The 12,773-nt window shown below is 70.9% G+C and carries 13 protein-coding genes; 4 read left to right on the top strand and 9 right to left on the bottom strand.

The features are described from left to right. Positions 1–7: 7 nt before the first annotated feature. Both recX and ACIQI8_RS44745 read left to right on the top strand, forming a co-directional pair. A complete protein-coding gene (recX, locus tag ACIQI8_RS44750) occupies positions 8–913 on the top strand; it encodes a recombination regulator RecX (RefSeq protein ID WP_402364944.1) in 906 nt (301 codons plus the stop codon). 733 nt (positions 914–1,646) lie between these two features. Further along, the gene (locus ACIQI8_RS44745) at positions 1,647–2,588 is read left to right on the top strand and encodes a sugar ABC transporter substrate-binding protein (RefSeq protein WP_402364941.1); all 942 of its coding nucleotides are present in this window, start codon (positions 1,647–1,649) and stop codon (positions 2,586–2,588) included. Between the two features lie 58 nt (positions 2,589–2,646). On the opposite strand, the gene ACIQI8_RS44740 is transcribed toward ACIQI8_RS44745, so the two are convergent. From ACIQI8_RS44740 to ACIQI8_RS44705, 8 genes are all read right to left on the bottom strand, one after another. Next, complete coding sequence (locus tag ACIQI8_RS44740) at positions 2,647–3,066, bottom strand: rhodanese-like domain-containing protein (RefSeq protein WP_402365009.1); 420 nt, start codon at positions 3,064–3,066, stop codon at positions 2,647–2,649. Next, entirely contained in the window at positions 3,057–3,590 is a 534-nt protein-coding gene (locus tag ACIQI8_RS44735; protein ID WP_402364938.1) for a cysteine dioxygenase, read from the bottom strand. The genes ACIQI8_RS44740 and ACIQI8_RS44735 overlap by 10 nt, the downstream gene beginning before the upstream one ends. Positions 3,591–3,667: 77 nt before the next feature. Next, positions 3,668–3,841, bottom strand: coding sequence for a putative leader peptide (locus tag ACIQI8_RS44730; protein WP_402364935.1), 174 nt, complete (start codon positions 3,839–3,841; stop codon positions 3,668–3,670). 52 nt (positions 3,842–3,893) lie between these two features. Next, entirely contained in the window at positions 3,894–5,513 is a 1,620-nt protein-coding gene (locus ACIQI8_RS44725; RefSeq protein ID WP_402364932.1) for an FAD-dependent monooxygenase, read from the bottom strand. Positions 5,514–5,688: 175 nt separating this feature from the next. Continuing rightward, positions 5,689–6,594, bottom strand: a complete 906-nt coding sequence (locus ACIQI8_RS44720) for an amino acid ABC transporter permease (RefSeq protein ID WP_402364929.1) — start codon at positions 6,592–6,594, stop codon at positions 5,689–5,691. Then, positions 6,591–7,259, bottom strand: coding sequence for an amino acid ABC transporter permease (locus ACIQI8_RS44715; protein WP_402364926.1), 669 nt, complete (start codon positions 7,257–7,259; stop codon positions 6,591–6,593). Before ACIQI8_RS44715 ends, ACIQI8_RS44720 begins: the two co-directional genes overlap by 4 nt. Positions 7,260–7,372: 113 nt before the next feature. Continuing rightward, positions 7,373–8,224: a glutamate ABC transporter substrate-binding protein gene (locus ACIQI8_RS44710; RefSeq protein WP_402364923.1), complete on the bottom strand. Its 852-nt coding sequence runs from the start codon at positions 8,222–8,224 to the stop codon at positions 7,373–7,375. Between the two features lie 94 nt (positions 8,225–8,318). After that, entirely contained in the window at positions 8,319–9,095 is a 777-nt protein-coding gene (locus ACIQI8_RS44705; protein WP_402364920.1) for an amino acid ABC transporter ATP-binding protein, read from the bottom strand. A 299-nt stretch (positions 9,096–9,394) separates the two neighbouring features. On the opposite strand from ACIQI8_RS44705, the gene ACIQI8_RS44700 reads away from it, so the two are divergent. After that, positions 9,395–10,081 carry a response regulator transcription factor gene (locus ACIQI8_RS44700; protein WP_123997308.1) on the top strand — a complete coding sequence of 229 codons (687 nt, stop codon included), beginning with the start codon at positions 9,395–9,397 and terminating at the stop codon, positions 10,079–10,081. Positions 10,082–10,090: 9 nt separating this feature from the next. Continuing rightward, complete coding sequence (locus ACIQI8_RS44695) at positions 10,091–11,494, top strand: sensor histidine kinase (protein WP_402364916.1); 1,404 nt, start codon at positions 10,091–10,093, stop codon at positions 11,492–11,494. Between the two features lie 73 nt (positions 11,495–11,567). Here ACIQI8_RS44695 and ACIQI8_RS44690 read toward each other — a convergent pair whose 3' ends face one another. Continuing rightward, positions 11,568–12,566: a TAXI family TRAP transporter solute-binding subunit gene (locus ACIQI8_RS44690; protein WP_402364913.1), complete on the bottom strand. Its 999-nt coding sequence runs from the start codon at positions 12,564–12,566 to the stop codon at positions 11,568–11,570. Positions 12,567–12,773: the final 207 nt, after the last annotated feature.

The raw sequence follows: 12,773 nt of genomic DNA, 5'->3' as shown, positions 1-12,773 counted from the left end.
CCGTACCGTGCGTGACGCAGAAGCATGGCTCGCCGACTTGGCCGAGCGCGCCAACCCCGACGCCCCGCGTGAGCGGGGACGGGCAGGGGACGGCGACGGGGGCTCTGCCGAGCCGGACGGCGATGCGTACGGGGACGGTTCTGGTGGGCCGGACGGCACGAGGGGGGCGTCCGGCGCGGATGAGGGGTTTGGCCGCGCTGCACGGCGCGGCACCGGGATCTCGTACGGCAGTGACGGGTCGTACGACGAAGGCGGGGCGGCCGGTGGTGGTGGCTCGGCGCGGGGGGCCCGGGCCTCTCGGGGAGGCTCTCGCGGCGGCACCCGTGGGCGTCGGCAGCGGCGTCGTGGTGAAGCCGCCGGTGAGGACGGAGGCTCCCCCTCTTCGTCGAGGGCCGAGCAGGAGGGGCCTTCAGGGGACCCGGTCGAGCGGGCGCGGGCGATCTGTCTGCGCCTGCTGACCGGGACCCCGCGCACGCGCAAGCAACTCGCGGACGCCCTGCGCAAGCGGGAGATCCCGGACGAGGCCGCCGAGGAGGTGCTGTCGCGGTTCGAGGAGGTCGGACTGATCAACGACGGCGCGTTCGCGGACGCCTGGGTGGAGTCCCGGCACCACGGCCGGGGTCTTGCCCGGCGCGCTCTCGCCCGGGAGCTGCGGACCAAGGGAGTCGACTCGACGCTGATCGACGAGGCCGTGGGACAGCTCGACTCCGAGCAGGAAGAGGAGACCGCGCGCGAACTCGTCGCCCGCAAACTGCGCGCCACCCGTGGCCTCGACCGCGACAAACGGCTGCGCCGCCTCGCCGGGATGCTCGCCCGCAAGGGCTACCCCGAGGGCATGGCCCTGCGGGTGGTCCGGCAGGCGCTGGCGGAAGAGGGCGAGGACACGGAGTTCCTGGGGGACGAGGGGTTCTGAGCCAAGGGTTTCTGAGCCCGGAGGGACGGCCGGTGGGACCGATGTGATCGGTGGGACCGGTGCGCTCCGGACCGGGGTCGAGGACGGGCCCGGCCCTGGACACGGTGGACGCGCGGGGGCGCCGATCGCGTTCAAGGGTCGGGCGGAGACGCGGGGTTCGGGGACGCGGACCGCGGAGACACGGGCTTCGCCCTCACGGCGTTTCGGCTCGGCATGACAGGCCACGCCGACGACGGGCCCCGCCCACGACGGGCAACGTCCACGACGGGCAACGCCCCGACACGCCCCGCCCGCTCCCTCGGCATCCCGGTCGCGACTGACGTCCCGTCAACCAAGGCCTGCCTTCCGGTTGTTCAGCTCAACCAAGGCCTGCCTTCCGGTTGTTCAGCGGTGCCGTTCCGGACGGCGCCGGAAGACAGGCCCTGGGCTCCCCCCGAGTTGTCCGACGCTAGGGCCTCGCGGCCGGGTTCGAGCCCGCCGCGGTGTGCAGCATTAGGTTGCGCGCCTTGAAGGGTTGAGCGGTGCCGGTCCCGGGTACCGTCTGCTGCCGTCGCGGGACCCTCCGACCACAGGTCGCCCCGTGCCATCGCGAGCGTTCGCCCGTCCCACCGGGGCACGGACCGTTCCGCCGCAGCCGCACGTGCCCGCCCGCACTCCCCGCACGCAGCCTCCGTACGCCACGAAAGGCGGCCCCGCCGTGTCCGAAGCTGTCCGCTTACGAAGAACGCCCGCGGTGACGGCCCTGAGTGTGGCCGCCTTGCTGCTGAGCGGGTGCGGGCTGGTGCCCGGCGAGGGGGACACGGGCGCGTCGGTGCAGGGCACCATCACGCTCGGCTTCGTCAACGGCGGCACCACCACGTTCCACACGTGCCTGGAGGAGTCCGTCGAGCAGGCGACAAGGAGCAACTTCGCCCGGCTCCGCACCGCCAACTCCCATCAGGAGGCGGGCGCGGAGCTGACCAACATCGACGACATGATCGCCGCCAGAGTGAGCGCGCTGATCGTGCAGACCGTCGATGTGAAGGCGCTCGCGGACGATATCGCGCGGGCCAGGAGCGCGAAGATACCGATCTTCCTCACCTCGGTCGTGCCGCCGGACACCTCGCACATCCTGGGTGCCGTGGTCGTCGACCTGAAGAAGGTCGGCCGCCTGGACGCCGACTGGATCGAGCAGGACGCGGGCGGCAAGGACGTGCGGGTCGGGATCGTCGCGGGTGCCCCCGGTGCCGCGTCTGACCTGCTGGTCGGCGGTTTCACGGCCGAGTTGCCCGCCTCCGCGAAGGTGGTCGCGAACCGGCCCGGCATGTTCGACCCGGTGAAGGCGGGCCTGGTCGCCAAGGGCATGATCGAAGCCCACCCCGACCTGGACTACGCGTTCGTCGCCAACGAGGAGATGGGCTTCGCCGTCCGCAAGGCCTTCGACGCGGCCGGCGCCAAGCGAGTGAAGATCGTGACCGTCAACGGCACCGACGAGGGGCTGGCGGCCCTGAAGGACGGCCGGTTCGCGGCGACTGTCTCCAACTCGGCCGCGGACACCGGGGAGTTGGCGGTCACCAACGCCATCGACCTGTTGCGCGGTCGCAAGGCGGAGAGGATCGCCAGGACCCCCGCCGAGCTGATCACCAAAGACAACGCGGACACCGCCCCGCTGTACTGCCCGCCCGACCTCTACTGATCGGACGCGTGGCCGCCCGACCTCCGGTCGACCCCGACCAGGCCGCCCCGCCGAGCCGCTACGCGTCGCCTGCCGCCGCCACCGGCAGTCCCGCCGCCTTCCACGCCTGGAACCCCCCGACCAGATCGGTGGCTCGGCGCAGCCCCAGCTGGTGCAGCGACGCGGCCGCCAGGCTCGACGCGTAACCCTCGTTGCAGATCACCACGACCCGCAGGTCATGGCCGGTGGCCTCGGGGAGGCGATGGCTGCCCTGTGGGTCCAGGCGCCACTCCAGTTCGTTGCGCTCGACGATCACGGCACCGGGGATCACGCCGTCCCGCTCACGCAGGGCGGCGTACCGGATGTCGACCAGGAGGGCCTCGCCGGCGCGGGCGGCCTCGTAGGCCCGTGCGGGTTCGATCCGTTCGTAGTCCTCGCGCACCCGTTCCAGCAACTCGTCGATTCCGACGGGCTGTTGGGTCGTGTCGCTCACTGCCAGTCCTCCGGGCGCTCCACGTGCTCCAGGCGCAGGACCTGGCCCGTGCGGCTGTAGCGGCGGATCTGGGGGAGGGGCGGGTAGTAGGCGTGGACGGAGACCGCGTGCTGCTCGGTGGACTCGTTCAGGACTTCGTGGACGTGGTGGTGGCCGAACGCGCGGCCCTTGCCGGCGGGCAGCTTGCGCTCGCGGTCCACGCCCTCGGTGAGTTCGAGGGTCTTCCAGCCGTCGGCGGGCAGCCGGGCGGCGAGCGAGTGCTCCTTGAGCTCACCGGCCGCCGTGATGAACGCGCCGACGGACTCGGCGTGGTCGTGCCAGCCGGTGCCCGTGCCGGGCGGCCAGCCGATCAACCAGGCCTCGCTGCCGCCGGGGCCTTCGAGCCGGATCCAGGTGCGGCCCTCCGGGTCGAGCGGGAGGGAGGAGATCAGCTCGGTGTCGGCGGCGGTGCGTCGTACGAAGTCGAGGAGGTCGGCCTGGGTCGGTGCGGCGACGGCAGGGGAGGCGGAGGGAGGGACAGAGACAGACACGGGTACCGTCCTGATGTGCGTTCGCGGAGCGCGCGGCGGCTACGACGGCGGCGCGCGCGGGAGAAAGGGATGCGAATTCAGCAGGACGGGCGACACACGCAGCCCGCATAGCGGACGAGGTCCATATGGACCCTCCGCCACAGGCGCACACAGGTGTCGGTCACGATCCGGAGTACACCATGGCGGTGCGGGCCGGTCAACTCACTGTCACTATGTGGACCGCACAGTGACAGTGAGTACGACGATCTCATCGCGATCCGGGATCCTCAGCCGGGATCCGGCTGCTCAGCGGCCCCGGGCTCCTCAGCGGGACCCGGCCCCCGCGCCCGCCTCCGCCGTCGAGGTCTGTGCCTTGGCCGGTCCACCCAGGGCCGCCTCCGCGGCCGCGTACAGGTCGGCCGGGCGGACCCCCGTCAGCGAGGTCACGAGGTGCCCGTCGGGCCGGACGAGCAGCACGGTGTGCGCGGCGGCGCCCGGGTAGCTCTCGGCGACCAGCAGTTCGGCGGGGTGCGGCAGCGCGGCCACCGCGGCGGCGAGGCGGGGCATGATCCCGGCGGTCACCCAGTGCTTGCGGTCCCACACGCCGGTGCCCGGCGCGACCAGGACGACCAGCAGCGCGCCCCGCCCCAGCCGCTCCCGCAGCCCCACGAACGTGCCGTCCTCCGCGGTCACCCGCACATCGTCGACCGGCGCCCCGGGCAGCGTGCCCACCGGCACCTCGCCCTCGAGGTGCCGGGGCGCCAGCGGCGAGGCGGCGTACGCCCCCGGCGCGCCGAGTGCCCCGTGCCCCAGGTGACCGTCCGTGAGCAGCGCGTCGTTCCCGCGGGCGGCGCCGGGGACGTACGCGCGCAGTCCGCCGCCTCCGCGCAGCAGCGGCAGCACCTGGTCGGCGGCGCGCAGGCGGGCGGCGACCGCCCCGCGCCGCTCCGCCTGGTAGCTGTCGAGCAGCGCCTCGTGCGGTCCGTGGTGCCAGGTCAGCGCCAGCTTCCAGGCGAGGTTGTCGGCGTCCCTGAGCCCCTCGTCGAGCCCCTGCGTGCCGAGGGCGCCGAGCAGGTGCGCCGCGTCCCCGGCGAGGAAGATCCGGCCCTTGCGCCACCGCCGGGCCAGCCGGTGGTGGACCGTGTGCACGCCGGTGTCGAGGAGTTCGTACGACGGTGTCCCGCCGCCTGTCCAGCCGGACAGGGTCTCGCGGATGCGGGCCAGCAGCAGCTCGGGTGTGACCAGGTCCTTGCCCGGTGGCAGCAGCCAGTCCAGGCGCCACACCCCGTCCGGGAGCGGGCGTCCGGTCACCTCCCCGCCCGAGGGGCCCGACGTCCGCCACGGCGGCATCCGATGGAGCAACGCCTCACCGCCCCACGGAAGTTCCGTGCGCAGCGCGGCCACGGCGTGTCGCTCCACGGCCGTGCGGCCGGGGAAGCGGATGTCCTGGAGTTTGCGGACCGTCGAGCGGGGGCCGTCGCAGCCGACCAGGTGGCTGCCGCGCCACCAGGTGCCCTTCGGGCCGCGGGTGTGGGCGGTGACGCCCGAGGGCTCCTGCTCGATGGTGTCGAGGCGGCTGTCCACGGCGATCTTGACCAGCCGCTCGCCGGCCAGTGCCTCGCGCAGGGCGCCGGTCAGCACGTGCTGGGCGATGTGCAGGGGGGCCGGCTCGTCGGGGGTGCCGAACGTGACCTCGCGCATCACCTGCTTGCGCCGCAGCGACCGCCATCCGGCCCAGTGGACGCCCAGGTCGGCGAGGCGGGCGCCGGTCAGCCGCTCGACGAGGGCGGTGGTGTCCTCCCGCAGGACGACCGTGCGCGCGGGGCGGGGTTCGTCCTTGCCGGGACCCTCGTCGAGCACGACCGAGGGGACTTCCTGACGCGCCAGGGCAAGGGCGAGGGTGAGCCCGACGGGCCCCGCCCCGACGATGATCACCGGGTCCACGGCGCGGCGCCCCCTGCCCGCGACGGTGTCCCGAGGGACGCATGTGAACAGGGAGGTGGGGCAGGGTGCACGATCACAGAACGTATGCAACCCATTGCCGGTGCTTGCGTCAAGTGACGGAGGCAGTGGCGATCATGCCACTGCCTCCGTGTGGGTCAAGGGAGTTGACCGATCATCAGATCCTGTCGGCACCGGCACCGAAGGAGCCGGCGACTCCTGCCGGGTTGAGGTCCTCGATCTTCTCGGCGCCCAGGACCGCGCCCGTGCTGCGCTTGCTGCGGCGCAGCCTGCCCTCCAGCCAGCTCGCGAAGCTGGTGAGGATGAAGTTGACGACGATGAAGACGATCGCGACCACGATGAAGCTCGGGATGACGTTGGCGTAGTTGGCCGCCAGCGTGCTGCGCGCGGTGAGCAGCTCGGAGTAGCCGATCATCACGCCGCCGAGCGCGGTGTCCTTCACGATGACCACGAGCTGGCTGACGATGGCCGGGAGCATGGCCGTGACGGACTGCGGCAGCAGGATGCTGGTCATCGTCTGGCCCTTGCGCAGGCCGATCGCGTAGGCCGCCTCCGTCTGCCCCTTGGGCAGCGCGAGGATGCCGGCCCGGACGATCTCGGCGAGGACCGAGGCGTTGTACAGCACCAGGCCCGTCACGACCGCGTACATCGGCCGGTCCTCGCTGCTCACGCCGGAGGAGCGGGCGTAGACCTCGTTGGCGAACAGCATCAGCAGCAGGACCGGGATCGAGCGGAAGAACTCGACGATCACACCGGCCGGCACCCGCACCCACCGGTGCTCGGACATGCGCGAGATGCCGAAGAACGCACCCAGGGGAAGCGCGATGACCATGGCGAGCGCGGCGGCCTTCAGGGTGTTGCCGAGGCCCGGCAGCAGGTACGTCGTCCAGGCTTCCGAGGTGGTGAAGGGCTCCCACAGGGCCCACTTCAGCTGCTGCTTGTCGTCCATCTTCTGCCAGACCCACCACAGGGCCAGGGCGAGCAGGACGACGAAGACCGCCGAGAGGACGACGTTGCGCCGTCTGGCACGGGGGCCGGGGGAGTCGTAGAGGACGGAACTCATCGCTTCACCGCCAGTCGCTTGCCCAGCCAGCCCAGGATGAGGCCGGTGGGCAGGGTCAGGACCACGAATCCGAAGGCGAACACCACACCGATGAGCAGCGTCTGTGCCTCGTTCTCGATCATCTTCTTCATCAGGTAGGCCGCCTCGGCCACGCCGATCGCGGCCGCCACGGTGGTGTTCTTGGTGAGTGCGATCAGTACGTTGGCCAGCGGGCCGATGACCGAACGGAACGCCTGCGGCAGCACGACCAGGCGGAGCGTCTGACTGAAGCTCAGCCCGATCGCGCGGGCCGCCTCGGCCTGGCCGAGGGGCACGGTGTTGATGCCGGAGCGGATCGCCTCGCAGACGAAGGCCGCGTGGTAGGCGACGAGGCCGAGGATCGCGAGGCGGAAGCCCTGGGCGGTGAAGTCGTTGGACGCGCCCAGCGTCATGCCGAAGACGTCGGCGAGGCCGAGCGAGGAGAAGACGATGATGACCGTCAGGGGGATGTTGCGGACGATGTTGACGTAGGCCGTGCCGAACCCGCGCATCAGCGGGACCGGGCTGACCCGCATCGCGGCCAGCAGGGTGCCCCAGACCAGGGAGCCGAGGGCGGACAGAGCGGTGAGTTTCACCGTCATCCAGAACGCCCCGAGGACGTCGTAACCTTCAAGAAAGTCGAACACGATCTCCCGCGCTTCCGGGTGTGTGGCGTACGAAGAGGGCGGGGCGCGCCGCCGCCTCGATCACGGCGGCGGCGCGCCCCGGGAACCCTGCGGTGCCCGGCCTGTGCCAGGGACTACTTGACGATGTCGCCGATCTTCGGGGCGGGGTCGTTCTTGTAGCCGGCCGGGCCGAAGTTGGCCTTGACCGCCTTGTCCCAGGAGCCGTCGCTGACCATCTTCGTCAGGGCGTCGTTGATCTTGCCGAGGGTCGCGGAGTCGCCCTTCTTCAGGCCGATGCCGTAGTTCTCGTTGCTGAGCTTGAGGCCGGCGAGCTTGAACTGGCCCTTGTACTTGTCCTGCGCGGCGAAGCCCGCGAGGATCGAGTCGTCGGTGGTCACCGCGTCCACGGCGCCGTTCTGCAGGGCGGCGATGCACTCCGAGTAGCCGGCGAGCTCCTTGAGCTGGGCCTTCGGGGCGATCGTCTCCTGGACGTTCTGCGCCGAGGTCGAGCCGGTCACGGAACACAGCTTCTTGCCGTTGAGGTCCGTGCCCTTGGCGATGTCCGAGTCCTTCTTGACCAGCAGGTCCTGGTGGGCCAGCAGGTAGGGGCCGGCGAAGTCGACCTTCTGCTTGCGCTCGTCGTTGATCGAGTAGCTGGCCGCGATGAACTTGACGTCGCCGCGGGAGATCGCGGTCTCACGGTCGGCGCTCTTGGTCTCGACCCACTCGATCTGGTTGGGCTCGTAACCGAGCTGCTTGGCCACGTACGTCGCCACGTCCACGTCGAAGCCGGAGAAGGAGCCGTCCGGCTCCTTGAGGCCGATGCCCGGCTGGTCGTACTTGATGCCGACCTTGATCTTGCCGCCGCCTCCGCTGCTGGCGGAGGAGCCGCTGTCGCTGTCATCGTCGCTGGAGCCGCACGCGGTCGCGGCGAGGCCCAGGGCGAGCACGGCGGCCGTGGCGGCGGTGATCTTGCGGAGCTTCATGGAGAACATCCTTTGGCTGGTGAGGAGAAGGGCTGAGGGCCGTCCGGGACGGTGTGGCGGTACGTCAGGTGACGGTGTGTCAGGTGAGGGCGCGTCAGTGGTGCAGGATCTTCGACAGGAAGTCCTTGGCGCGGTCGCTGCGCGGGTTGCTGAAGAACTGGTCGGGCGCAGCTTCTTCGACGATCCGGCCGTCGGCCATGAAGACCACGCGGTTGGCCGCCGATCGGGCGAACCCCATCTCGTGGGTGACGACGATCATGGTCATGCCGTCGCGGGCGAGCTGCTGCATGACCTCCAGGACCTCGTTGATCATCTCCGGGTCGAGCGCGGAGGTCGGCTCGTCGAAGAGCATCACCTTCGGGTCCATGGCCAGGGCGCGCGCGATGGCGACACGCTGCTGCTGGCCGCCGGAGAGCTGCGCGGGGTACTTGTCGGCCTGGGTGCTCACACCGACCCGGTCGAGCAGCGCGCGGGCCTTCTCCTCGGCCTGCTTGCGGTCCGCCTTGCGGACCTTGACCTGGCCCAGCACCACGTTCTCGAGCACGGTCTTGTGCGCGAAGAGGTTGAAGGACTGGAAGACCATCCCGACGTCGGCCCGCAGCCGGGCCAGCTCCTTGCCCTCCTGGGGCAGCGGCTTGCCGTCGATCGCGATCGAGCCGGAGTCGACGGTCTCCAGACGGTTGATCGTGCGGCACAGGGTGGACTTACCGGACCCGGAGGGCCCGATCACGACGACGACCTCGCCGCGGGCGATCGTCAGGTCGATGTCCTGGAGTACGTGCAACGCGCCGAAGTGCTTGTTGACGCTCTTCAGGACGACCAGTTCGCCGGTTGGGACCAGGTCTTCCTTGGTCACCGATACTTCGGTCATCGCTATCGGGCTCCGTCCTCCTCGGTTGCGGAGGACAGTAATGAGGAGGTAATGCCGACGTCAGTAGATCTGAGCGGAATCTGAGCATCACGATCCGATAGCAATCGGACACATGTCGTAGCACTTGCCGTGTACTTGCCGCAGTGGCTCGTATCGGCCGGGTAACGGAAGAGCCCCGCAACCGGAACCGGCTTGACGGCGTCCTCGTCCATCAGCGTGACTGCCTTGGTGCACGCGCGCGTACGCACGCGTTTTGTACCCATCCTGTTCGTACGCCTGCTGAACCGAAGGGGGCCCGGATGAGACTTCTCCTCGTCGAGGACGACAACCATGTCGCCGCCGCTCTGTCCGCGGTCCTCGCGCGGCACGGCTTCGACGTCACGCACGCGCGCAGTGGCGAGGAGGCCCTGCAGGCACTCGTCCCCGAGGTGGACGGCTTCGGCGTCGTCCTGCTCGACCTCGGTCTGCCCGACCAGGACGGCTACGAGGTCTGCGGCAAGATCCGCAAACGCACCAGCACCCCGGTGATCATGGTGACCGCGCGCGCGGATGTCCGCTCCCGCATCCACGGCCTCAACCTCGGCGCCGACGACTACGTGGTGAAGCCCTACGACACCGGGGAACTGCTCGCCCGGATCCACGCCGTCAGCCGGCGCACCGTCCACGAGGACGCCGCCGGGGGCGCCGACACCTCGCTGCGGCTGGGCCCGGTCCTCATCGAACTGCCCACCCGCCAGGTCAGCGTGGACGGTTCGGTCGTCCAGCTGACCCGCAAGGAGTTCGATCTGCTGGCCCTGCTGGCGCAGCGTCCCGGAGTCGTCTTCCGCCGGGAGCAGATCATCAGCGAGGTGTGGCGCACCAGCTGGGAGGGGACCGGGCGCACCCTGGAGGTGCATGTCGCGTCCCTGCGCGCCAAGTTGCGCATGCCCGCGCTGATCGAGACCGTGCGCGGGGTCGGCTACCGGCTCGTCGCGCCGGGCGCGTAGCGAGTACGGGTGCGTACACGCCTTCTTCCGCTTCTCATCGTCCTGATGGCGGCGATGTTGCTCGCGCTCGGCATCCCGCTCGCCGTGAGCGTGGCCGCCGCCGAACAGCAGGACGTGGTCGTCGACCGGATCGACGACACCGCGCGCTTCGCCTCGCTCGCCCAGTTCGTCACCGACGCCTGCAGCTCCACGGCCACCTCCACGGACGAGCGCCTGCACACCCTCAGCAGCGAACTCGCCAGCTACTACGGCGTCTACGGCATCCGGGCCGGGGTCTTCTGCCGTACCGACATCCCCATGGCGACGGCGCCGCCGACGTTCTACCTGCCCGAACTGGGCGTGATCCGCGACGCGTTCGACGAGGCGAAGCTCAGCCGCCGCAGCCACGACCCGAAGCAGGTGTGGCCCTGGCAGCGGAACCGTCTCGTCGTGGCCTCACCGGTGATCCGGGACGGCGACGTCGTCGCGGTCGTCGTCACCGACTCGCCCACCGGGCACATGCGTTCGCGGATCCTGCACGGGTGGCTGGTCATCGGGGCGGGCGAGATCGCGGCGATGCTGCTGGCCGTCGGTGCCGCGCTGCGGCTGACCGGGTGGGTGCTGCGGCCGGTGCGGGTGCTCGACGCCACGACGCACGCGATCGCGAGCGGACGGCTGAAGTCCAGGGTCGCCGCGGCCGGCGGGCCGCCGGAACTCCGGCGCCTGGCCGGAGCGTTCAACGAGATGGCGGACAACGTCGAGGAGGTGCTGGAGCAGCAGCGCGCCTTCGTCGCCGACGCCTCGCACCAGTTGCGCAACCCCCTCGCGGCGCTGCTGCTGCGCATCGAACTGCTCGCCCTCGAACTGCCCGAGGGCAACGAGGAGATCGCCTCGGTCCGCACCGAGGGCAAGCGGCTCGCCGAGGTCCTCGACGACCTGCTCGACCTCGCGCTCGCCGAGCACACGGAGGCGGATCTGCGGATCACGGACATCGGTGGGTTGACCGCGGAGCGGGTCGCCGCCTGGACGCCGACCGCCGAGGCGAAGGGGGTACGGCTGGTGGCGGACTGTCCGGCCACCACCGCGTGGGCCGATCCGATCACCCTCTCCAGCGCGCTGGACGCGGTGATCGACAACGCGATCAAGTTCACGCCCGAGGACGAGACCGTGGAGGTCGTGGTCGCGGCCGACGGGGCCGTCTCGAAGGTCGTGGTGACCGACAACGGGCCAGGGTTGACGGAAGAGGAACTCGCCCGGGTCGGGGACCGTTTCTGGCGCAGCGGGCGCCATCAGAACATCAAGGGGTCGGGGCTCGGGCTGTCCATCTCGCACGCGCTGCTCGCGGCGGGCGGGGGCGACATCTCGTACGGCCCGCATGAGCCGCACGGGTTGACGGTGACTGTGTCGGTGCCGAGGAGTGGGCCCACGGTTTGACGGGCCCATGGTTTGTGTTGGCTTGTGGTTGGTGTGGCTCGCGGTCTGTGTCGGCTCTCGGTTTGAGCCCGGGCTACGGTTTGACCGATTCGTAGTAGCGCCGTGCGCCGTCGTGCAGGGTCAGGGGGTCCGTGTAGATCGCCGTGCGCAGGTCCACCAACTGTGCGGAGTGGACGTTCCGGCCGATCTCGTCCCGGCTCTTGATCACCGCGCGGGTCACCCACTCGGTGAGCTTCGCGTCGACGTCCGCGCGGGTCATCAGCAGGTTGGACACCGCGATCGTCGGTACGGCGACGCCGTTCTGGATGCTGGGGTAGGCCGACTCCGGCATGTTGGTGGCGCGGTAGTAGCGGGTGGCGCCGCCCTGTTCGTGCAGCTTGGCCACGAGGGTGGCCGGGATCGGCACGAACCGGAAGGTGAAGTTGTCGGCGAGGCTCGCCAGTCCCTGGGTTGGCAGGCCGCCCGACCAGAAGAACGCGTCGATGCCGCCCTTCTTCAGCTGGTCGGGGCCGGTGTCGATGCCGTCGGCGAACGGCGTGATGTCGTGCTTCGCGTCCAGGCCCGCGGCCTTGAGCACCCGGTTGGCGATCAGGCGGACGCCCGAGCGGGGGCGGCCTATGGCCACGCGCTTGTTCCGCAGGTCCGCGACGGAGCGGATGTCCGAGTCGCGCGGGACGATCAGCTGTACGTAGTCGTCGTACAGGCGGGCCACTCCGCGCAGTTGGCCGGCGCCGGTCTGGTTCGCGAGTTCGTACGTGTCGACCGCGTCCGCCGCGGCGATGGTGAAGTCGGCTCCGCCGGTCGCCACGAGCCGGACGTTCTCCTGGGAGCCGTCGCTGGTCTTGAGCGTGACGCGCAGGTCCGGCATGTCCTTGTCGAACTCGTTGCGCAGGAGTCTGCCGTACTGCTGGTACACGCCGGCTTTCGTGCCCGTGCTGAACGTGATCGTTCCGCTCGGCGGGGCCTCGCCCAGGGGGAGCAGCCACCACAGGAGCAGGCCGAGAGCTACGACGCCGGCGGCTGCGGCTTGCAGGGCCCGGCGGCTGCTGATCCTCGGTCGTGTGGGTGGCATGCGCGCGATCCTGCCAGGCGGGAGGGGTGCTGACCAGGGCGGGGCGCTGCGCTGTGCTGGGGCGCTGCGCTGTGCTGGGGGCGGGCGCCCGAGGTGCGTGGGTGGTCGGGGTGGGGGGGGGGGGGGGGGGGGGGGGGGGGGGGGGGGGGGGGGGGGGGGGGGGGGGGGGGGGGGGGGGGGGGGGGGGGGGGGGGGGGGGGGGGGGGG

It is taken from the genome of Streptomyces sp. NPDC092369 (assembly GCF_044755245.1).
Taxonomy (GTDB): domain Bacteria; phylum Actinomycetota; class Actinomycetes; order Streptomycetales; family Streptomycetaceae; genus Streptomyces.
Note: the sequence above shows the minus strand (reverse complement) of the source record. Positions and strands in the feature narration are given on the sequence as shown.

Bases quoted from the DNA above. Each gene is read 5' to 3' on its own strand.
- ACIQI8_RS44730 (WP_402364935.1), bottom strand. From the start codon at position 3,841: ATGAGATCGTCGTACTCACTGTCACTGTGCGGTCCACATAGTGACAGT.
- ACIQI8_RS44720 (WP_402364929.1), bottom strand. From the start codon at position 6,594: ATGAGTTCCGTCCTCTACGACTCCCCCGGCCCCCGTGCCAGACGGCGC.
- ACIQI8_RS44710 (WP_402364923.1), bottom strand. From the start codon at position 8,224: ATGAAGCTCCGCAAGATCACCGCCGCCACGGCCGCCGTGCTCGCCCTG.
- ACIQI8_RS44705 (WP_402364920.1), bottom strand. From the start codon at position 9,095: ATGACCGAAGTATCGGTGACCAAGGAAGACCTGGTCCCAACCGGCGAA.
- ACIQI8_RS44700 (WP_123997308.1), top strand. From the start codon at position 9,395: ATGAGACTTCTCCTCGTCGAGGACGACAACCATGTCGCCGCCGCTCTG.
- ACIQI8_RS44690 (WP_402364913.1), bottom strand. From the start codon at position 12,566: ATGCCACCCACACGACCGAGGATCAGCAGCCGCCGGGCCCTGCAAGCC.